The sequence below is a fragment of the Ignavibacteriales bacterium genome, assembly GCA_026390815.1.
Taxonomy (GTDB): domain Bacteria; phylum Bacteroidota; class Ignavibacteria; order Ignavibacteriales; family SURF-24; genus JAPLFH01.
In genome coordinates this window covers 77,209-99,621 of sequence record JAPLFH010000015.1, presented here as the reverse complement: position 1 = coordinate 99,621, position 22,413 = coordinate 77,209, and the positions used below count along the sequence as shown (strand labels likewise).

Annotated in this window: 22 protein-coding genes; 2 read left to right on the top strand and 20 right to left on the bottom strand. The window is 32.1% G+C overall.

Going from position 1 to position 22,413, the window contains the following annotated elements; all coding sequences use genetic code 11:
- Positions 1-25: 25 nt before the first annotated feature.
- On the top strand, positions 26-1,153 hold the full coding sequence (locus NTX22_06560) for a glycosyltransferase (GenBank protein ID MCX6150166.1): 1,128 nt from the start codon (positions 26-28) through the stop codon (positions 1,151-1,153).
- 34 nt (positions 1,154-1,187) lie between these two features.
- Here the strand turns inward: NTX22_06560 and NTX22_06555 are convergent, their stop codons facing one another.
- From NTX22_06555 to NTX22_06490, 14 genes are all read right to left on the bottom strand, one after another.
- The gene (locus tag NTX22_06555) at positions 1,188-2,603 is read right to left on the bottom strand and encodes an oligosaccharide flippase family protein (protein ID MCX6150165.1); all 1,416 of its coding nucleotides are present in this window, start codon (positions 2,601-2,603) and stop codon (positions 1,188-1,190) included.
- Between the two features lie 8 nt (positions 2,604-2,611).
- The gene (locus NTX22_06550; protein ID MCX6150164.1) at positions 2,612-3,688 is read right to left on the bottom strand and encodes a hypothetical protein; all 1,077 of its coding nucleotides are present in this window, start codon (positions 3,686-3,688) and stop codon (positions 2,612-2,614) included.
- Positions 3,689-3,713: 25 nt separating this feature from the next.
- The gene (locus NTX22_06545) at positions 3,714-4,685 is read right to left on the bottom strand and encodes a GNAT family N-acetyltransferase (GenBank protein ID MCX6150163.1); all 972 of its coding nucleotides are present in this window, start codon (positions 4,683-4,685) and stop codon (positions 3,714-3,716) included.
- A gap of 3 nt (positions 4,686-4,688) precedes the next feature.
- A complete protein-coding gene (locus NTX22_06540; protein MCX6150162.1) occupies positions 4,689-5,591 on the bottom strand; it encodes a PorV/PorQ family protein in 903 nt (300 codons plus the stop codon).
- Between the two features lie 48 nt (positions 5,592-5,639).
- Positions 5,640-6,632 (bottom strand): hypothetical protein, encoded by a 993-nt coding sequence (locus NTX22_06535; GenBank protein ID MCX6150161.1) that lies wholly within the window; start codon positions 6,630-6,632, stop codon positions 5,640-5,642.
- A 76-nt stretch (positions 6,633-6,708) separates the two neighbouring features.
- Positions 6,709-8,307: a hypothetical protein gene (locus NTX22_06530; GenBank protein MCX6150160.1), complete on the bottom strand. Its 1,599-nt coding sequence runs from the start codon at positions 8,305-8,307 to the stop codon at positions 6,709-6,711.
- Positions 8,304-9,098, bottom strand: a complete 795-nt coding sequence (locus NTX22_06525; GenBank protein MCX6150159.1) for a hypothetical protein — start codon at positions 9,096-9,098, stop codon at positions 8,304-8,306. The genes NTX22_06530 and NTX22_06525 overlap by 4 nt, the downstream gene beginning before the upstream one ends.
- A gap of 44 nt (positions 9,099-9,142) precedes the next feature.
- Positions 9,143-10,156, bottom strand: a complete 1,014-nt coding sequence (locus NTX22_06520) for a site-2 protease family protein (protein MCX6150158.1) — start codon at positions 10,154-10,156, stop codon at positions 9,143-9,145.
- Position 10,157: 1 nt separating this feature from the next.
- Positions 10,158-10,985 carry a DUF1207 domain-containing protein gene (locus NTX22_06515; protein ID MCX6150157.1) on the bottom strand — a complete coding sequence of 276 codons (828 nt, stop codon included), beginning with the start codon at positions 10,983-10,985 and terminating at the stop codon, positions 10,158-10,160.
- A complete protein-coding gene (locus tag NTX22_06510; GenBank protein ID MCX6150156.1) occupies positions 10,982-11,983 on the bottom strand; it encodes a radical SAM protein in 1,002 nt (333 codons plus the stop codon). Before NTX22_06510 ends, NTX22_06515 begins: the two co-directional genes overlap by 4 nt.
- The gene (locus NTX22_06505; protein MCX6150155.1) at positions 11,983-13,074 is read right to left on the bottom strand and encodes a glycosyltransferase; all 1,092 of its coding nucleotides are present in this window, start codon (positions 13,072-13,074) and stop codon (positions 11,983-11,985) included. The genes NTX22_06510 and NTX22_06505 overlap by 1 nt, the downstream gene beginning before the upstream one ends.
- A complete protein-coding gene (locus NTX22_06500; protein MCX6150154.1) occupies positions 13,062-13,697 on the bottom strand; it encodes a polysaccharide deacetylase family protein in 636 nt (211 codons plus the stop codon). Before NTX22_06500 ends, NTX22_06505 begins: the two co-directional genes overlap by 13 nt.
- Complete coding sequence (locus tag NTX22_06495; protein ID MCX6150153.1) at positions 13,698-14,834, bottom strand: glycosyltransferase; 1,137 nt, start codon at positions 14,832-14,834, stop codon at positions 13,698-13,700. It lies immediately after the preceding gene.
- Positions 14,831-15,808: a lysylphosphatidylglycerol synthase transmembrane domain-containing protein gene (locus NTX22_06490; protein ID MCX6150152.1), complete on the bottom strand. Its 978-nt coding sequence runs from the start codon at positions 15,806-15,808 to the stop codon at positions 14,831-14,833. Before NTX22_06490 ends, NTX22_06495 begins: the two co-directional genes overlap by 4 nt.
- A 165-nt stretch (positions 15,809-15,973) precedes the next feature.
- On the opposite strand from NTX22_06490, the gene bshC reads away from it, so the two are divergent.
- Positions 15,974-17,599 (top strand): bacillithiol biosynthesis cysteine-adding enzyme BshC, encoded by a 1,626-nt coding sequence (bshC, locus tag NTX22_06485; protein ID MCX6150151.1) that lies wholly within the window; start codon positions 15,974-15,976, stop codon positions 17,597-17,599.
- Between the two features lie 74 nt (positions 17,600-17,673).
- Here the strand turns inward: bshC and aroA are convergent, their stop codons facing one another.
- The 6 genes from aroA to NTX22_06455 form a co-directional block, all read right to left on the bottom strand.
- On the bottom strand, positions 17,674-18,954 hold the full coding sequence (gene aroA, locus NTX22_06480; GenBank protein MCX6150150.1) for a 3-phosphoshikimate 1-carboxyvinyltransferase: 1,281 nt from the start codon (positions 18,952-18,954) through the stop codon (positions 17,674-17,676).
- Entirely contained in the window at positions 18,954-19,544 is a 591-nt protein-coding gene (locus NTX22_06475; protein MCX6150149.1) for an RNA methyltransferase, read from the bottom strand. The genes aroA and NTX22_06475 overlap by 1 nt, the downstream gene beginning before the upstream one ends.
- The gene (locus NTX22_06470) at positions 19,541-19,768 is read right to left on the bottom strand and encodes a hypothetical protein (GenBank protein ID MCX6150148.1); all 228 of its coding nucleotides are present in this window, start codon (positions 19,766-19,768) and stop codon (positions 19,541-19,543) included. Before NTX22_06470 ends, NTX22_06475 begins: the two co-directional genes overlap by 4 nt.
- Entirely contained in the window at positions 19,768-20,526 is a 759-nt protein-coding gene (gene deoC / locus NTX22_06465) for a deoxyribose-phosphate aldolase (GenBank protein MCX6150147.1), read from the bottom strand. Before deoC ends, NTX22_06470 begins: the two co-directional genes overlap by 1 nt.
- Positions 20,527-20,532: 6 nt before the next feature.
- Positions 20,533-21,420: a bifunctional 5,10-methylenetetrahydrofolate dehydrogenase/5,10-methenyltetrahydrofolate cyclohydrolase gene (locus NTX22_06460; protein MCX6150146.1), complete on the bottom strand. Its 888-nt coding sequence runs from the start codon at positions 21,418-21,420 to the stop codon at positions 20,533-20,535.
- 137 nt (positions 21,421-21,557) lie between these two features.
- The gene (locus NTX22_06455) at positions 21,558-22,361 is read right to left on the bottom strand and encodes a TIGR00282 family metallophosphoesterase (GenBank protein ID MCX6150145.1); all 804 of its coding nucleotides are present in this window, start codon (positions 22,359-22,361) and stop codon (positions 21,558-21,560) included.
- Positions 22,362-22,413: the final 52 nt, after the last annotated feature.

The following is a 22,413-nucleotide window of genomic DNA, read 5'->3' as shown; positions in this document are numbered from 1 at the left end:
AGAATAAAATTTGTTATTTTCAATTATGCAAAAAATAGCAATAGTAACTTCTGGTCATCCACCTTTTGATGAAAGGATCTTTTACAAATTTGGCAGAACCTTGGCAAAAAAAGGATATACAGTTTCTATCATTTGCTCAACCAAAAAAACAGATACTGTTGAAGATACTATGCATATCATCGGCTTTGACGGTGAAAACATAAATAAAAGAGAAAAGATTTCCAAGTTATCAGCGGAAATTGAGAAATTTAATCCGGAGGTAATAATATGCTGTGAACCTTTAACAATTCTGGCAGCTCGAAAAGCTTCAATATCAGTTTCGCAAAAAATAAAAATATTTTATGATATAACTGAGTGGTACCCTGAAAATGTTTCTTTCAAAATGAAGGGATTAAAAAAAATATTTTCTTACATCTTACTATTTCTCTTTAATATTTATTCATCAAATCTTGCTGACGTTCTCATTTTCGGAGAGAAACTGAAGAAGAAAAGATATCAATACATTGCCCCAATTAAAAAGAAACACATTATTGAATATTACCCGGTTTTAGAATTTTTCCAATACTCACCTCCCTTATTCGATGGTAAAACTTTTACAATAGCCTTTACTGGTTTAATTACTGTCGATAGAGGAATCCTTAATATTCTGAAGACTGTTGAATTACTTGCAGAAAGAAATCCAAACGTTAAAATAAGATTGAAGTTAATTGGCAAATACACAAATCTTCCTGAAGATGAAATGATAATCAAGAAAATAAATTCACTTACAAAAGTACTGGTTGAAATTATTGACTGGGTTGGCTATAAGGATTTTTCTGCACAGTTTACTGATGTTGATCTTTGTCTCGACCTAAGAGAAAAGAATTTTATTTACAACAATTCCCTGCCGATTAAATTATTCGATTATCTCGCTTGTGGTAAACCAGTAATTTATTCTAATATTAAAGCAATTAGAGAAGAATTGGATTTTACAAAATTTGGTTATTTAGTTGAACCATCAGCCGCTGAAAGTATTGTTTCCAAAATTGAAAAATATATTGAGAATCCGAATTTGCTCCGGGAGCATTCCACAAATGCACGATTTGCTGCCGAAAATTATTTTAACTGGGAAAAAGTTGAAGGTAAATTAATCAAACTGATTAAAGAGAACTGATTAAAGAGAACTGACTTACTGAAAATAATCTTTTTTATTTCATTACATCTCTGTACGAGATTCGATTCAACTTTAAAATTGAATTTATTAGGTAGAAGTAAGAAAGTAATAATGCAACATCAACCAAAAACATATTGAAATAGCTGCCTATAAAAAAGAAGATCACCCCCAAACTAACAATAGAGGCAATCTCAATTTTCTGAAATTCCGTTTTAATCCCTTTCGAAACAATCATCATGTATAAAAAGCTAAATGCAAAACTTAGTGTGGTTGCTAACGCCGCACCTGTTAAATGCCAAACAGGAATTAACAACAGGTTAAATACAATGTTGCTAACAAATGCTATTCCGTCTGAAATTAGGAAATGATAACTCTTTCCTGATAAATATGGGTATACAGAATAATATGAAACTAATCCACTAAATATATAGCCTAACATAATAAATGGGATTATCCCAATTCCACCAATATATTTTGGATTAAGGAGACTCAGATGATAAACTTTAGCAGAAAATAAATCATCAGCTAAAAGAGAAACAAAAAGAAAAATAAGGAAGGAAATAGCTATCAGCTTTGTTAAATTGGCACCGAAGTATTCAGCATACTTTGGTTCGGTTTTATAAACTCTTAATGAATATGGAGTCCACGCAGTTCTGAATGATATTATAAACACGTTCATTATTAAAGCAATTCTGTAAGCAAAGCTGTACAAACCAACTGCTTCTTTATCCATTAGATTATTTAATAAAAACCTATCAGCAACATCAACCAGGGTGGATAATATTCCAGAGAGAAGTAATGGAGCCGAAAATAATAATATTTTTTTTAACAGCGGGTTGTCAATCTTGAAATGATAATTCTCCTTTAAGACTGGCAGAACGATAAATAAAGAAAATATTCCAGAAATAAGTTGAGCTTCGAAAATGCCTTTTATTCCATGATGAAGAAAGAAAACTAATACAATATTAAAAATAAGATTGATTATAGCTGAGTAAGATGAATAATAAATTACTCTCTTTGCTTGTTCTTTGGATTTTAGTAAATGCAACACTGTATAGAATAGATTATCGAAAAATAACATCCATATCGAAATTAAAATTATATCAAACCTGTCAGCATTATTTAATATCAGTGATGAGATTTCTTTTGTGAAAAATGAAAGAAGAATACTTATGGCTAAGCTGAATATTAAAATAGAATTCATTAGTGTAGAAAAAATATATTTACGATACTCTTCATCAGACTTTTCAAAATAGACTTTAGAAAAGCCAGCATGCAGACCGCCCTGGTAAATAGCAGCAAGAATAACATAAGCTGACATTATCAAAGAGTAATTTCCGAATTCTCCAATTGGAATCAGGTAGGAATAAAGCGGTAAAAGCAGAAAGCTAAGTGAGCGTGAAAAAATATTCCCGATGGTATATAAAAATGTTGAACGGAATAAACTCATTTAACTACTCAAATAATTTTGGCTTCTTTGTAAAGTTGATACAGTTTTCTATTAACGCTTTCAAAATTGTGATAGTTTTGAACCCACAATTTTCCCTTCTCACCAAATTCATTTCGAAAATTTATATCAGCAATCAGCTCATTCAACTTTAAATATAATTCATCAGCATTGTTTGCTACAACAAAAGGATTTTCTGGCAACCACTTTTGATACTCAACAGTCATATTTGTGATTGTTGGAATTCCCATTGCCAGGGATTCTAATCCAGCTTTACCATAACCAGTACCACCCATTGTTCCGCCAACCTGGTCAATGCATATATCGCTTTTGCTTTTTTCTTCAAGAACTATAGAACGCGGCGTATTTTCCAGAAGTATAAATTCAATCTTCTTTTCTTTATTGATTTTTTCAATTACAGAAATAATTAATTCTGTCCCTTTGTACTTTCTGTTTGTTGGAGTATGAATAATTCTGATTTTATCATTTTGTCCATTTTTCTTTTTAGGAAGCTCGCTTGAATCATAAGGATAAAACAAATATTGCAAATCTTTCTTCAAAGCAAGATGATCAAATTCCGAAGTTATATTCAAATCAGAAATTTCATCCAGCTCTTTTATTATTCCACGCGTCCTTAAATCGCTTCCAAAGTAGCAGCATACAATTTTCTTTCCTTCATTTTTCCATTTCTTTGCCTGGGAGGAATCGCGATAGAAATCTAAACCTGCATCGTAATGAATTATATCAAAATCATTAAGATTGTATTGCTCAATTGTTTTCTCAATTATATTTCTTTTCAATTTATCATTGAATTGAAAATAGTATTTCTCCAAAATATTTTTTGGTTCGAAAGCTGGAACAATTGATGGATTCTCTGCTTCCCTTGAAACCATTTTCTTTCTGCGCCAAAGCTTTGCTAATTTATAATTAGGTAATGGCAGATTAAGACAAATATCTTCCGGAAATGTGTTAGGATTTTTGTGAAGAGTAATTAGCCGCGATTCGTCTCCGCACTCGATATGCATTTTGTAAAAATCATAAGGAACACCGGCATAATTTTGTGGAGCAATGTGGAGAATTTTCAACATAATTTTAAGTTAACAATTATAAGTATTACAAATCCTTATAAAAATAATCTCTAAAAATTCCACGCGATCCAAAATTTTCTTTGAAGCGAGCTAAGCCCCAATTAGGATCCATATTCACAGTAAAAATACCAAAGTCTAAAAACTTATAACCTTCTTCCTGGTATCGTTTCATTATCTCATAGAATAAAAGATTAACCGCTCTGTACTCCTGGTAATCATCATCGTGACTTATATAAAAAGCCAGAACAACTTTTGGATTAGCGCTGAAGTTACAAACACCGGCAATAAGCTTATCGCCAAGGAAAGCGCCCCATAACCTAATTCTTGTTGGAAACATCTGCTTCAGTTTCAATAACTCATCCAAAGTATGAGTTGGATTTACATTGTGCCGCATTCTTAAGTTCTTTTTTAAGATTGCATAATATTCTTCAAACCTTTCACACTCAACTATTTCAATTCCCATCTTCTGCGATTTTTTTAATGCCGTTCTTGCTTCCGGTCGATATGTATAAATCAGTTTATCTTTTTCAACATCAAGCTGAACTACGCTTGATACTTCCCTTTTCAAATATTGGAATCCGTTGCTTACCAAAGCAAAATCGATGTAGTTGCTAAGCTTTGACTGATAAATTATTGGCGGTGGAGTAAGCTGGATTCTATCGCATTTCAATTCCTTGGCATAAGCTAAAAGAATTTCAACTAAATCGAATGCTTCCCTGAAATTCAAATCGGAATCATAAGCAAAGCTGCCATAAGATGCTCCTGCATGCGAAGAAAGAATTTTCTTATCATCCCGTTCAATAACTACTGCAGGAAGCAAAGAAAAAATACTATTCTTCTTTTTTATTACTAACGAAACATCCTTGAATCTGTCTTTGGGATGATAGGATAAAAATTTTCTTGTGTGAAAGATAGTTCCGTTATCAGAAGATTCAATAAATTCATCCCATTCTTTGGGAGAAATATTTGCTGATTTTAATGGTAAGTGATCTAACATATTTCAGAATATAAATTTTATTGATATTGTGTGTGCTATTCCAAGGTTATATTTGAAAGGTACAAAAGCATAATCAAAGTTCAGACTTCCCCACATAAGTCCAAGTCCTGCAGAAATATTTCTTGCATCATCTTCGGATTGTATCCGGTACCCTAAGCGAATCGCTATTAAATTATCGTATGAAAATTCTCCGCCAACATTTATATGATTGCCGCTTTCCCTGGTATATTTTTGATATTCCGCTCCAACAGTAACTAATGATTTCAAATTTTCCACAGGAGTTGAATACAATGAACCAACACTAAATTCAGTAGGAAGTTTTGTTGCATCGTGTCTTAGTTCATTCATACTACCAAGATTTTTAATTGCTGCACCAAATACTAATCCTTCAACGGGACTTTTATAAAAAGCTCCGAAGTCGAATCCCCAGCCAGTCGCTTCATCAGATAACATTCCCTCGTACAAATATTTTATTGTCATACCAAAAGAAATATCATTAATGATTTCAAATCCAGTAGATAAGCTGCCATTGAAATAATTAGCACTAAATTTTGAAAGCGGTTCGCCAGGTTTTGTTCTTGATTCAATATCAGAAACAGTTGTTGTGTTTAAGCCAACCGCAAATGGTAGATTGAATGCTTTAAAACTAGCTCCAAGCAATTCGCTTCTAACATCTTGTATCCATTCGTTGTGTGTAAAAACTATTTCTGAACTTTTAAAGTTGGAAAGTAAAGCTGGGTTATAATTCAATGCAGTTACATCATTAGAATTTACAACTCCAATTTCTCCCATTGCAATGTTTCTTGCGCCAAAGCCAAACTTTAGGAAAGACAATCCATCATTACCTGCTCCTTGAGCATAAAATGTAGATGAAATAATAATCAAACAAACAAAAATCTTTTTCATAATTCTCAATATTTACTTTTCAAAAATATGTCTTGAACAATCTATTTCCTAAAAATTAAAATTTACCCCAACAATATGCTGATCTGATGAAGAATATGGTTCAATTACAAATGCATAGTCAATTCCAAAAGTCAAATTATCAACATTCTTAAAATAAGAGAAACCAAAACTTGGTCGTGCTGGAAAGTCGGAATTACTTAAATTCCATTTATCCAAACCGCCGCGTAAATAAAGCTGGTCGTAAATATTATACTCAACCCCAAACCGTAAAATATTTGTTTCAGCATTGCTGTTTTCAAATTCTACTGAAGCAATAAGTTTCGGATTATCCATCCTGTAGCTCATACCAATCTTTTTTAACAAAGGGAATTTGTTTTCTGATGTATTTCCCGAAGTTTCATAAATCGGAGATGTATCCCATTTATATTTGGAATTTAAATCTGATAACATAAATGAAATATTTATGTTAGAATTTATATTGTAAAGAAGTCCAAGATCAACACCAAGTCCGTTGGAAGTAATTTTCTCATATAATTTGTAGTAATAAAACTTAACTGCAATTCCTATTGCCAGCTTAGCAGAAAACCTATTGGCAAAACTTAGAAAGAATTGATTCTCTGAAGTAGTAAGATCACCAATTTTAATTCCCTGGTTATCTCTTCCATCAATTTTTGTTACGCCGGCGTTAATTATCCCTGCACTTAATCCAGCAACTGGAGTAAATTTTCTTATAGAATTTGTATCACTGCTTTTAAATTGAAATCTTTTTGTAAAATTTATAAAGTTAAGTTTTCTATCAAAAGATAAAAATGAATAAGAAGCCTGGAATGAGTTATCTTTTTGAAAAACTGATAGCGCCGGATTATAATATGAAACCAAATTTCCATCAACAATGGATGAAACTGCATTACCCATCCCCATTCCTCGTGCGCCAAAACCCAGGCGACTAAATGCACCCGGTGTACTACTTATTTCGCTCGTTTTAGGTTGTGAGCAAATAATAGAAGTAAACAGGAAAATGGAAATAATAACTTTTCTCAACGCTTCCTCAAATTAAAAATCAGACTACTTTAAATTAAAGTCTGGAAATTGGATGAACATTAGTTAAAATTATTTATTACATCAGCACTATAATCTTACCAAACACTGGATCGCCGGAATCAAAATCAACTCTATAAAAATAAACTCCATTCGGAACTATGTTTCCAAATTCGTCTTTCCCATCCCAATCATCAACTACACCTCCTGTAGATGAACCATCAAATCCATCAACAGTATGAATTAAATCTCCGCGCTCAGCATTCTGGATAACAGTTTTTACAAGGTTCATTCCGAAATCTAAAATTCTAATCGTAACACTTTTGCGTTTACCGCCAGTGCTGTATTTTATTTTAATAGTTTCAGCATCTGGTGAAAAGGGATTTGGATAAGCATACGTTTCAGTTTGAGAAGATAATGATTTTGAAGCGAGATAAACTTTCCACTCACCTTCCCACATATTTCCCGTTTCACTCAACTTTGCTAATCCGGTTTCAGAACCAACCCAAATATCATTTCCCTGGCTTGCTGCGGAATAAAAAACTTTTGTACTTAAAGAAATTTCTGTTTTACTATCAATTATTGAAATAGGCAAAGTCCAGGTAGAACCATTATTATTAGTTCGGAACAAACCATTGTCTCTTGCCGCCATTACTTCTTCATTCTTAAATCCAAAATTATGTGTTTTCTGTCCTTCAAGCGCAACTTCCCAGGATTCACCATCATCAGCAGAATAACTAACGGCATTAAACTCACCTTGCAGTTCAGCCATCCAGGTTGCAGCCCAAATAGTTTTAGAGGACTGATTATATCTCAGTGCAACTACGAAGTTTCCACTAATCGGTTTAGATTGATTTTGATGACTTACTTTTTTCCAGCTTTTACCACCATCTACGGATATATTTATTCCTCCGGCTGTTCCAACTATAATTGTAGCATCATCAACAGCGATAACCGAAAATACACGGTGGTTTAGGTAACTTTCCTTTCCAAAATTTCCAGCAACCGGCTGAAGAGAAAATTTTAATGTATCGGTTGGCTTTATAGAATTTAAGTTATCAGGTGGAAGAACAATTCTTTCCCATTTTGCATTTTGATTTGTAATAAGACTATCAATTCGGATTCTTCTTAATCCACCTGCAAAGTTTGCTGTCCAAACATAATTCGTGGTCAAAGCAACATCATATGAAATATTATTTACTGCTACGGTTACTGGTAATGCACGAATTTTATTTATACCATAAGTAATTACAGAATCTCCGTTGTTATCCAATGATTGTGGGATAGAGAACCAGTTGTTTCCATCATCAGTTGAAAATCTAATTCCACTTCCAACTGGAAACGAAGAATTATCTTTTTCAATTGAGTGCGCAGTAGTTGCACAAAATATTCCCTTTCTGTATGCGATTCCGGAAACATCTTCTTTACCGAAAGTTTCAGTATCAAAGTAGTTAATCCAGGATGCTCCTCTATCTGTTGACTTGCTTACTCCTTTACTTGTGGCAATCCAAACAGTATCACCAACTGTAATGATGTCGTTAATGCTATTGCTTACCGGAGTTTCAGCAGAAATTTTCTTCAGTTCATTTTTTTCGAGATGAAATGATTTTGGAGTAAACTGAGCAAATCCAATATTGGGCACAGATATTAAAAAAAGAATTATGATACTTAATTTCATTTTATTAGTAAATTATGAATAATAATATTACTTAAAGAATCACTCCTATCCTTAGCCTGAAATTCCCATCTATAGATTCCTTTTGTAACTCCCGTTGCCGGTAATCTGACTTGTGTAGTAAATAGCCCATCACTTGATGCAATGTCTCCATGGCTCCCATCATCATACATAATTATTGGATTTGACTGGGACGGTCTTCCATCCGGTGGAATATAAGAATTAAAAAAAGCAGTTTTTACATCACTTAATCCATTATAATCCACAACTAAAAGTGATAAGGTAATAATGACTTCTTGGTTTGTTAACTGAATACTATCTGGTGCCGATAGATTAGAAATAATTGGCGGATAATTTTGCTGGTTATTAAAATATACCAGATTATGCTCACCAATTTTGGTGTAATGATTCAAGTTATCTGTAATAAAATATTCAATCAAATATTTTCCATTTGGATCATATTTGCTTAAGCTCAATTTTACAGAAAAAACATTATCTCCACCTGTAGAATCACCTTCTGAAAGATTACCGCTATCAACAAGGTTAATTGGATTTGAATTTATCTTCTTACCATCAGAAGAATAATAATCCAGCCATACTTGCCTAATATTATCGGAATAATTCATCTTAACCGATGTTGTGAAGGATGAATCATTTTGATTATAAACAAAAATCTCAGGAGCTATGATCTTATAAGCCTGAAAATTAATTGGTTTGGAATCTACTACCCCTGATGGAATTTTATCACATCCAAAATAAAACAATGGAATTATCAGCAAAATTATTTTTTTCATTGCTTCAATTATATTTTCATGTTGATTGTTTTTCAAGTGCAAAATTATATACCTAAAGATAAAGATATTGGTGAAGGTGAGAAAGAAATTATTAGAATGAAAATGCTCATATATCCAATAAACATTCTCTTTCTATCCAAAGGATAATATTCAGCTAATGTTGGATGTTTAACTTTTATAAATAAAAAAAGAACCAGACCCCAAAATAACCAGCCAGTCCAGCCAAATCCGGTATTCCAGTTTAAAAATGAGTCTCCTATTCCAATCAAACCTAAGATCACAAGAATTCCCATTGAAACCTGTGCAATCATAAAATGTTTTTTTTCTCCAAACATACTATAAATGATATGACCACCATCCAGCTGCCCAACAGGAATCATATTCATTGAGGTTACAAAAAGACCAAACCATCCTACACAAAGAAACGGATAATGATATATCTCTGACATTGGTGGTACAAACTGCGAATGGTTTGTAAAAACAGTACGTAGGAAAGAGAATAAAATTGAATCTCCGAATTTTAATGCTAAACCAGATTTACCATAAGTTGGCAGGAAGTAATCCGGATGAATAGAAAGAATAAAACCAACACCGGGTAAATGAGTAAATCCATAAATTAAGATTGCAACACTGGCAATGAACCCGGCAATTGGACCCGCAACACCAATATCAAACATTGCTTTATTATTTGGTACTGCTGTTTTAGTTTTAATTACGGCACCCATAGTACCAAAATTAATAAAAAATCCTTCAACCGATGGAAGCGGAATAAAAAAAGGCAATGTAGCTTTTACTTTATGGTACATCGCTGCAAAGTAATGTCCAAATTCGTGGCTGGCTAAAACAAACAGGATAGAGATTGAATATGGAAGACCAATAACAAATGAACTTATTTCGTATGGTCCCCCAAAACCTTTAATCCATTGCATCCCTGAGATTGTAGTTGTTACAAAAGTTATAATAAAAAGGAAAATATGAAGTACAAAATTGTGTTTCTCTTTTTTCTTTTCTCTTGGTTCGTTAGTAGAAAAATATGGTTCGCTGAAATAATCCGGCATATTATAAATCCAAATTGAAACCTACAGCACTGTAGGTTTTGTAATAATCAAAATATTCCCCGTGAATACTTCTTCCAGAATAATAGTTGTAATAAATACTAATTCCTCTCCCTCTCGAATTGCCAATTTTAATTCCAGCAACAAATGAATTATTACCGGTGTATTTATCTATTTTAGATATTTTCAAATCATACCCTGCATACGGATGTAAATAATCGCTTAAAATATTATTAAAAAAGTAATCAAAACCAAACTGGTAGCTGTTCCTGCCAATATAAGTTGGATCGACATGGAAAAGATAGGAATAACCTAAATATACCCGTAAATCGCTTAGACTATAGTAAGGCGCTATTTCTATAAATTCCCTGCTATAAACCCTGGGATCTCTTCCATCGCGCCATATAGCTTGCCGGTGATCGAAATGCCCATCAACAAAATGTGCACTAATGTGGCTTAATCTTAACCTAATACCATAGTCTGAAAAATCAGCCTTTGCTTTAATTCCAATATTAATTCCAAATAGATAATCAACGGCATCAACTGGAAAGTGAAATTCTTTTTCACCTCTAAGTAAAGTATAAGTAAAAAAATCGGCTCCGGCTGAATATGTAATGGAATTTTCCGTAGAATAATGTAGTATATCCAATGAATTTCCAATGTCTAATCTTAGTTCATTATTATTTAGCTGGAAAAGTGTTCCTACCCGTGGTTCCAATGTGTTAGCAGCAAACGGATGTATATTCAGCGCACTCGGAAATAATTCAAACTTAGATTGCGAAAAACTTCCAACAGAAAGAACAACCAAGAATAATATCAAATTAATTTTCAATTATGTGTTCCAATATTTTTTTCAAAGATCTTCTTTTTAATTTTTTGTTTAATCAGCTTCTGATAACCGTATTTAAATTTTGAAATTAAGCTTTGAACAGCATAAATATTTGTTGGAAATGCGAAAGATGGCTCAAAGTAACAATTGATGGTACAACCCTCACAAAAATTAAATCTTCCTTCCATCGATTTATAATATTTTATTTCTGCCGAATTTCTTATTTCATTAATTGGTCTATCAATTTTAATCGCCTTGTTTGACAAATGATAGCAAGGTAAAATTATTTTATTATCAGGTGAAATTACAATAACACGTGAGACAGCTTTACATGAAGGATTATTTATTTTATTTCCTCCATCTCGCCTCAATTTAATGTATGCTGAATTTAAATAAACATCAGGTTTTCCAGCAATAAATTCTTCGATGTAATCAAGAGCAAAATTATTCAAACCTGGATTTCCAAAATAGGAAAATACTGGGTTTACAATAAGTACAAGTTCGTTCTTTTTTGCAATCTCATACATTTCCGGCAGCTTTTGAAATGTATCGTTAGTTACAGTAAAAATGATATCCGGGTATTCTCCAATCGATTTAGCAATTTTTATGCTTTCCATAACAGATTTATAACCGTTTACTTTCCTAATTCTATTATGTTCTTCTTCATCGGGAGAATCTAATGAAAAGTGCAGCAAGTTAATCTTTCCAGCAAGAGCTTTAGCATATTTAGGATAAAGCAATGCATTAGTTGTAATACTTGTTTGAATTCTTAAATCTCTCGCCAGACCTGCCATCTCTACTATATTTTTATTCAGCAGAGGTTCCCCACCTGTCAGATCAATAAACTTTACACCAAGTTTAGCAAGCTGAATTATATTCGATTTATAATCTGTTATACTTGCATCGGAAGAATTTTTATATCTTTGATGATCTGCAAAGTGGCAAAATTCGCAAGATGCATTGCATCTGTAAGTAACATAATAATTGCAAAGAAGAAGCATTAATAATTCCTGCCTTTCCAAAGAACTTTTCTATTGGGCAGTACTACAAAAGGCAGAAGTACAACATAAATGATGAAGAATAATTCAAATGCAAAGAAATGTTTTAAAGTTGGAGTTAAATTAAATTGTTTTAAGATTGGATAAAGAAAAAGAAAATCAGTTGCTAATTTAAATACAGTTATATAAACGGCAGAAGCAGTAAAGAAAAATGCTAATAATAAAATACAAATATGAGCTACAAAACCACTTGCCATAACAAGAAAACCAATAATACCGCTGTCTAACCCGCCAACTCCCCACCGTTTTTTTTGCCAGAAAACTGATTTAAGATTTTCGCAAGGTTTAGATACAACATGAGCTTCTGGTTCAAGAGGGAAAATAATTTTGTACTTCTTTAGATTAAAAAATGTTTTAAGAAGTTTGAAATCTTCTGTTACGCTGAATGGAATATTTTCATAACCGCCAACTTCATCATAAACTGATTTTCGATAAGACATATTGTTACCGATACAACTTAACGGCATATTTAGATTCATCGTTCCGGCTGCAACTGTAAGCAAGTACATAAAATCAAGGGATTGCATTCCAGAGAAGGAATTATAAACTTTCTGGGAAGTATAACCACAAACCATTGCCACATCTTTTTGGTAATATGAAGCGATAGCTTTTGCCCAGGTTGGTGAAACAGCACAATCAGCATCAGTAGTTAAAATTATTTCTCCGGTTGCTATTTCTAATCCGTTAGCTAATGCGTTTGTTTTTCCTTTAAGGTTGCCAATAATCTTTTTAGTTGTAAGACATTTGAAACGGGGTTTGTTTAAAATAAATTTTTCAATTAACTCTAAAGTTTTATCAGTGGAATTATCATTAATAAGCATAATTTCAATTCTACCATTAGGATAAATTACTTGATCAAGTGACTTTAAACACCGAACAATATTATCTTCTTCGTTCCGCGCAGCAACAATAATACTTACAGTCGGCAACTCTGCTTCAGAAATTCTTTTAAATTTTCGGATAGATCCAATTAAAAAAATAACCGATTGCAGAAAATATATACTTACTGCAATTAGAAAAACTATCTCAAACATTCTGAAGGTTCTCCAAACTCAAAACCTCTTTGCTTAGCTTCTTTAATTATAAAACGAATTGAATCTACTATTATTTGTTGACATTTTGGGTTATCGTGCAGAACAATAATAGAATCCACATTCAAGTTTTTTTCTACTGCAAATTTAACAATATCTAAGTTATTTTTATAATCGTAAGTTAGTAAAGACCACATTACCATCTGCAGATTTCTTTGATCCATAAATTTTTGTGTTCTAAAACTAAATCTACCGTCTGGCGGGCGAAAATAATTAATTTGATAACCATATTTTTCCAATAGTAAAGTCGTAACCCAGTCAACTTCATTCTCTCTTTCTAAATGATTCAGATTTGCAATTCGTTTATGGCTTAATGTATGGTTTCCGATAGTGTGACCATTTGCCAGAATATTTTTTACTAGTTCAGGATATTTTTCAATATTCTCACCTACACAAAAGAACAAAGCTTTAATTTTATGCTTATCTAACTCTTCTAATATTTTATTTGTAATTAATGGATTTGGTCCATCATCAAATGTAAGAAGTATTTTCTTGTTAGAGGAATTCCAATAAAATTTTGAAAAACATTTTTTGATAAACAAAGGTGGATTGTACTTAATTTTCATTTACCTTTTTATTTTCCTTTCTTTCCAAGTAAAATTACCAAATGCTCCCGCAATTGCGGCGATTACGATGTAAGGGACATGGAATAATTCGGCAATGATAAAATATTTCATCAAATTCTTTGTGAATAAAAATTCTTTTCCATTAAGGAGAATTGAAAACTCTACCCAACCTTTAATAATTAAAGAAATTATCAGGGAAACAAAAAACAATGGGGACAAAACTATTCCTAGTAATGCTTGCAATAATAATCCTAGGTAAAATGAAAATATTATAATAAGTTTTAACATCAGCAGTTTGTCAAAGTAAAATAGTCCTTTGCTAGCCCATCTTTTTCTTTGTTGAAAGAAATCTGAAATAGAATTATTGGAAGTTGTAAGCACTAAAGCATTCTTATTCCAACAAAACTTTATATCATAAGAAGTATACTTAGCTATTTTCTGCATTAACAATTCATCATCACCGGATGATAGATTTAGTGTATCATCAAATCCACCAACTTCCTTAAAAATCTCTTTACGAAATGAAAGATTTGCAGCATTACTGATAGTAGGTTTGCCACTACCAATTAAACCAGCCCCTGTTAATATAAGACCGGCAAATTCAAGTTTCTGAAGTTTAGTGAAAAGTGTATCATCATTAAAATACGCGACTGGTCCGGAAACAAAACCAGTGTTTTTATCATAACTTTTTAAAAGAGTACTTAGCCAGTTACTGTTATAAGTGCAATCACAGTCCGTAGTTACTATTATTTCACCCTTAGCTTGTTCTATGGCAAACTTTAGCGCTTTCTTTTTATGCCCACAAATTGATAAATTCTTTGCAACAGAAATGATCCGGACATTATCTGGTTTGGCAGCATTACAAATCTTTTCAAATGAATCGTCATCGGAAGAGTCATTCACATAAATAACTTCATACTTCTCTACTGGCAAATCTTGCTGAGCAATACTTTGTAAGTTTCTTAAAATATTTTCACTTTCATTTCTAAATGGAATAATAACTGAAACATATTCTTCAGGCAAATAACCAGTTATTTTCTGAAGTTTAAGCCGTCTTAAACCTCTATGAATTCCAAGTAGAAAAAAAATATAGCAAAGGAGTAAGGCAATAAAAAATAATATTACAGCAATTATCACTGGCGATCCCTCTTTAGTAAAAAGAATATTCCAACTATTGATGGAATAAGAATATTAATAAGAAAAAGAAATATTGCAGCATTAAATCCAACCGCGGCAACTAACCCCATCTTAGTAATATAAAATACTGAAGCACTTTCCCTTATCCCGAGCTCCCCGAATGTAATTGGTGGAATAATTGTTTTTGCAAATATTACAAGGATACCTATCCAGACATAATTTATAAAATTAAATTGATGCGAGAATGCAGAAATTAGTAATGCAAATTGCATTATATAACATCCAAAAATTAGCAATGATAGAAATATAATTTCTAAAATTAGACCTTGAGAAATATTTTTTAGTATTTTCAATTCATTAAAATACTTTGTGAACCATTTGAATTTTTTAATTCTTGTTTTAAAAATATCTCTAAAATTCCCGTTTATAATTAAAAGAAAACATAAAAAGAAAAGAGAAATTAGTAATGTTGCGATTAAGAGTACAAAATAAATTGAAAGATTATAATAAAATTGAACGAACAATAATGTGGCAAAAGATCCTACCAAAAGTATAATAAATAGGTTACAGATTTTATCCACAAATGTTGCTAAAGATATTTCAATAACAGAATTGTTTTTAAAAGGTAAATTCCTGCCGATATATTCTCCTGCTCTAAATGGAGTAACCAATCCACCAGCAATACCAATTAAAAGAGATGATAAAATCTTTCGATCACTTTTTTCATCAATTACTTTGTTACAAATAATCTTCCATTTGAAAAATTGCAAAAGAATATTTGCAAAACTCAATAGAAAGGAAATAATAATTAATAAATAATTAGCTTCTTTCAACGAAGCTGAAATCTTTTCCACCTTTATATAATTAAAGAGAAAGTAAAGAAATGTAGTTGCTAAAACAATTTTAGCAACCCAGAACAAATTATCTTTGTTAAGGATTTTTAATGTATACGTTTTGATGAGAATTGAATTCAAACTAATGTTTATTTTTTCAGTTGAAAAATAGTAAAGTCAACCTTAAGAAGCACTACGGAAATCAACACAGAAATAAAAATTATAAAATGATAATCTATTTTACTTTGAAGACTTTATTACCAACCTATTTTTATCTATTTTTTAATAAGATATTTTGGAGTAGCGATGTTTATTAATTTTAGCGATATACCTGGTCATCAGAATCTTTTTCTCGATTATCTTTACGAATTTAGTAATGTAAAACGTTTTTACGGAAAAGATTTTAGGGATAAAACCTTTTATCCACAACATTTTAATTTGCTTGCTCAAAAAGAAAAGCATCATACCTTAGAACTTTTAGAAATTATTCACAATCAATATTCTAATCTTACTCCCGATGAAAAAACAATTAGAAATATTGAAAGTTTGAAACAGAAGAATACACTTGCTATTGTAACTGGTCAACAACTCGGAATATTTGGTGGACCGCTTTATACGTTTTATAAAATTCTTACATCAATAAAACTTAGTTACGCGTTAAATGAAAAATATAGTAACTACAATTTTGTTCCAGTCTTTTGGCTTGAGGGGGACGACCATGATTTTGAGGAAGTAAAATCATTTAATTTGATTGACGAAAATAATGAATTAGTAACTATGGATTATAACGATGGAATTGGTGAAGAAATTAATAGAGGTAGTGTTGGTAAGATTAAATTTAATGGAGCAGTAGAAATTTTATTAGATGAATTACAAAAACAATTAAGAGATACTGAATTCAAACCGAAATTAATGGACTTACTAAAATCATTTTATAAAGTTGGAAGTACTTTTAAAGACGCATTTAAGGAACTTATCTTTTACTTCTTTGATAAATTTGGAGTGATAATCTTTGATCCATCGGATCCAAAAGTTAAAAAACTTTTAAAACCCATCTTTAAGAAAGAAGTTGAAGAATTTAGAGAACACGCAAACGAGGTTGTCAGTATAAGTGCTAAACTTGAAGAATCATATCACGCCCAGGTAAAAGCAAGACCAATCAATCTGTTTATGTCTGAAGAAGATGGACGGCATTTAATTGAACCAATTGAATCCGAATTTAGATTGAAAGGAAAAAGAAAAAAATTCTCTAAGGAAACACTTTTAGAACAAATTGAAATATCTCCAGAAAAATTCAGCCCGAATGTTCTGCTTCGACCAATATGCCAGGACTATTTATTCAGAACGGCGTTTTACGTTGGTGGTCCTAGCGAGATAAGTTATTTTGCACAGGTAATACCGCTTTATAAAATGTTTGATATTGAACAGCCAATTATATATCCACGATCCTCATTAACGATTGCTGAAAAAAACATCCAGAAATTAGTAGAAAAATTTAATTTGTCTTATTCGGATTTTTTTAATGATAAAGAATCAATTACTAAAAAAATAATTGGCAATCTTTCTGAAGTCAATTCGGAACAAGCGTTTGATAATTGTTCAAAAGAAATTACAATTGCATTGGATAATCTTAAAGAAAAACTTTTTGCAATTGATAACACTCTTGTTGACTTAACAAACAAAACATCAGAAAAGATACTTCAAAATTTAGAATTGCTGAAAGAAAGATCATCAGATGCGCAGAAAAGAAAACACGATGTAACTATTCGCCAAATAAACAGAGTTTCCAACATCCTTTATCCCAATTCAAACCTCCAGGAAAGAGAACTGAACTTTATTTACTTTGCAAATAAGTACGGTTTAGACATTGTGAAGTGGATGTTTGATCAAATTGAAATTGAAAAGTTTGAACATCAGGTAACGGAATTGTAAAAATCAAAAAGGTTTCTTTTTTTTTCGCTACAAAAGAAACCTTCAAATGAATTATTGTTCGGCTAAGTTGTAAATTATTTTAGAATCGATTTAAGCTGTGATAAAAAATTTGGATTAGAAATACTTACACACTCAAAATTATTTACATTTCCTCCATCTTTTAACAACATAGAAAGAATGCTCATCGCCATTGCAATCCGGTGATCATCATAACTTTCAAATTTAATAGCTTTGTTTTTTATATCTCCATAAACAGAAAATCCATCATCAAATTCCTCCGCATTAAGACCTAACGCTTTGAAGTTGTTGCATAAAGCTTTGATTCTATCAGTTTCTTTAAATCTTAATTCCATCGCGCCGGAAATTTCGAACTTACCCTCGGCAAATAGTCCAGCAATAGATAAAGCAGGAATTTCATCAATTATATTTGGAATAAGATTTTCTTCAATTTTAACATTCTTTAAGCGACTGCTTTTAACCATAATATCGCCAATGTGTTCTCCCATTTTTCGTTTTTCATTTTCTATCGAAATCTTTGCACCCATGGCTTTAAGAATATCCAATATTCCAGTGCGGGTTGGATTTAAGCTAACATTCTTTACTTTCAATTCAGAATTTTTTGATAACAGAGTAAGAACAATAAAAAATACAGCAGACGATATATCAGAAGGAATTATGTATTCCCCTTTTTCCGGATAATCCTTTTTAGACACAAATATTTTTCTCTGATTCTCTTCATAAATTGTCTTCAGATTCAATAAAACTTCAGTATGATTTCTGGAAGGAATTCCTTCAATAACAGTTGTAGTTTCTTCAAGATGAAGTCCTGCAAGCAGAACAGCACTCTTTACTTGTGCACTTGGTACCGGCAGTTCATATTCAATTGGATGAAGTTTTGCTGAAGGTTTGATCGACATAGGTAGAGTAAAAGTATCTGTGGCTTTTATCTTTCCACCCATTTCAGTCAATGGTTCAATTATCCGCATCATTGGTCTTGCAGAAAGTGAAAGATCTCCAATAATTTTTGTTTCAAAATCTTGTGCAACAAGAATTCCGCTTAACAATCTTGCAGTTGTTCCTGAGTTATCGGTATTCAATGGTTCGATAGGTTTTTTAAATTTTTTAAATCCTTTACCGGTTATCTTTAATAGATTTCCATCTTTCTCAACTTTACATCCAAGCTGCTTAAAACAGGAGATCGTAGAATTGACGTCTTCTGCATTTGAGATATTTTCTATAGTTGATGTTCCTTTTGCAAGTGAAGAAAACATTACTGCACGATGAGAAATGGATTTATCACCAGGTAAGTTTAATTCACCTAATACTTTTTTTATTTTGTTGAATGATTGCACCATTATTTTTTACACCACTCCTCTATTAATTTTTCTAATTCAGTTTCATCCATTTGGTTTTTTGTATAAAAACCTTTCTTGCGTCTTTGTCGCAATATTTCATAAAGGATTACTGCGGTTGCTACAGAAACATTCAGGCTTTGAACCATTCCAAACATAGGAATTCTGAATATTTCATCCGCTTGTTCTACGGCATCCTTGGTTACTCCACGATGTTCGTTGCCAATTACAATTGCTGTTTTTTTTGTAAAGTCTAAATCATAAAAATCTTTTGAGTCACCATTTAGCGAACTGGCAAAGATTCTAAATCCATCCTTACGTAAAGAGCCATAACATTCATCAACACTTTTGAACTTTTCTTTTTCCACCCACTTATTGGCAGATGCAGAAGTAATTCTACTTAGCTTAGGAAATTTTTCTACCGTGTAAAGCAAAGAAACTTTTGGTACACCAACAGCATCACACGTTCTTAATATTGCGCTCACATTATGCGGATCGTGGATGTTTTCGAGAACGACTCTTAAAGAAAATTGCCGCGCTCTAACAGTTGAGGTAATTTTATTTATTCTTTGTTCTGTCTTAAATGCCTTCACGGCTTTTTATTAAAAATAATTTTGTAAAATATTTTTTCATCAATCTTCCTCGATCTCTCAATTGCAAAGTGAGGCAAAGGAAGTTTTAAGTAAAAAGCAACCAAATCAAGCATCTTATCAATTACAGTTTCTTCGTCGTGTGCCCAGGTTTCGCATCCTTTTATTGTTGGAACTTCAGCAGAAAAACCATCATCAGTTTTTATAACAACCATTGTAAGAACCATCAGTAACCAACCGCATTGCTTTTAGAACCATTAACTATTTGAACGCTTGCGCTGGCACCGATGCGGTTTGCTCCGCTTTCGATCATTTTAACAGCATCTTCGTAAGTTCTAATTCCACCGGAAGCTTTTACTCCAATCTCCTTTCCAACTATAAAACGCATTAAAGAAATATCCGAAGCAGTTGCACCACCTTTGCTAAATCCGGTAGAAGTTTTTACAAAATCGGCTCCGGCTGATTTTGCAATTAAACAGGCTTTTACTTTTTCTTCATCACTAAGCAAAGCCGTTTCGATAATCACTTTACAAATCCCATTATTTTTTTTTGCAACCAAAACAATTTGGTTTATTTCTTCAAAAACATATTGATATTCATTTTGTTTTAATCGTCCAATATTTATAACCATATCAATTTCTTCAGCACCATTTTGCATGGTTTGCTCTGCTTCAAACTTTTTTACGTCTGTAATTGTTGCACCAAGTGGAAAACCAATTACTGTACAAACTTTTACCGGCGAATTTTTCAATAATGTTTTACAGAGCGGAACGAATGATGGATTTACACATACAGTTGCAAATGAAAATTCTTTAGCTTCGGAACAAATTTTTTCTACTTCTATCCGAGTAGCTTCTGCTTTTAAAATAGTATGATCGATCATGGAAGAAAGTTTTTCTTTGTCAAAAGGAAAAACTTCAGGAGATGTTTTTGAATATGCGTTCATTAATTCATTAGTTAATGAATCTAAGTTTTCTAATTTCATTATTGCTTATACCTTCATATTATTCTGCATTAAATAAGCTTTGTATGTATTCATTAAAAGCATTGCTCTTGTCATAAGTCCTACACCACCAGGTACCGGAGTAATAAATGAAGTTTTAGGAGCAACATTTTCAAAATCAACATCGCCAACAATTTTATATCCTTTTGGCAAACTTTTATCTTCAACCCGGTTTATGCCAACATCAATCACAACTGCATTTTCCTTAACCATATCTGCCGTTATGCAATTTGGTTTACCTATGGCGGCAATAAGAATATCTGCCGATCTGGTATATTGGGATAAATCTTTTGCGGCTGTATGGCAAATAGTAACTATTGAATTTGCAAAATCTTTTTTCTGAAGCATAATGTTTGCGATTGGTTTTCCAACAATGTTGCTGCGCCCAACAACTACAACATGTTTCCCAGTTGTTTCAATGTTATATCTTTTCAATAGTTCTTGGATACCGGCTGGTGTACAGGGATAAAATGTTTCCAGCCCAATAACTAATTTACCTACACTAATCGGATGAAATCCATCCACATCTTTAGCCGGAAGAATGGCTTCAATAATTTTATTTTCGTCAATATGTTTTGGTAAAGGTAGCTGGACTAATATACCGTTAATATTTTTATCCTGATTATATTTTTCAATTAAAGCTAAAAGTTCATTCTCGCTAATTTCTTCTATTAATTTTTCAACAACTGAAAACATACCAAGTTCAATACAGTCTTTGCTTTTACTATTCACGTACGATACTGAGGCGGGATTTTGTCCAACGAGAATGGTTACTAAACCAGGAACACCCTTTCCATCTTTAATTAATAATGCAACCTTTTCTTTCAATTCCGCTTTTATCTGATCGCTAACTTTTTTACCATCAATCAAATTCATCAACAATAACCTTTGTTTTACTGGAAGAAAATATAATAAGAATACAAACTAATTTCATTCAGTTAAGAAAAAATATTGAGCGGGTTGTATTTCTACAAAAACTTTTTATTGGAAAGAATTTATCAATTAAAATATTATCAAGAATTTTGGCGTGTGAATTCTGGTAATAAAATTCTCTCAATCTCAACAGTTTTTCCAGAATCTGTATCAATTTTATAAACCATTCCACACAGATGAACATCATTTTCTGCTGTTTGATATTTTTGCGGAGTCTGGTAAACGAATCGATTTATTGCAGCTTCTGTTTTCATTCCAATTACAGAATCATAGGGACCAGTCATTCCAACGTCAGTTATATAGCCGGTACCTTTAGGTAGAATTCTTTCATCAGCAGTTTGGATGTGAGTATGCGTTCCAACAAATGCACTAATCTTTCCATCAAGATAGTTAGCTAAGGCTAATTTTTCGGCTGTAGCCTCAGCATGAAAATCGATTAGGATGACTTTTGTTTCATTTTTAATTCTTTCAAGCACCCAATCTGCTGATCGAAATGGACAATCAATTGTAGCCATAAATGCTCTGCCTTGTAAATTAAGAACAGCAACCTTTCCCTTTTTAGATTCAGATATTCGGAAACCTCTGCCAAATGTTCCTTTGGGATAGTTTTGTGGACGCAAATAACGATCTTCTATTTTTAGATAATCCTGTGATTGATGTTTATCCCATGTATGATTTCCGCCAGTAATTACATTTACACCCAGATCAAAAAGAATCTTCCCTTCTTTTTCTGTGCATCCTTTACCGTCGGATACATTTTCCCCGTTAGCAATAATAAAATCAGTTTTGTATTTTTTTACTAAACTTGGCAGCCAGGTTATTACCATATCTAGACCTGGTTTTCCAATTATATCACCAATAAACAAAATGTTGATTGAATTCATTTTCCTCATTCTTTTTTCAAAATATATGCAATTTATTTTGCTGAACCAATTT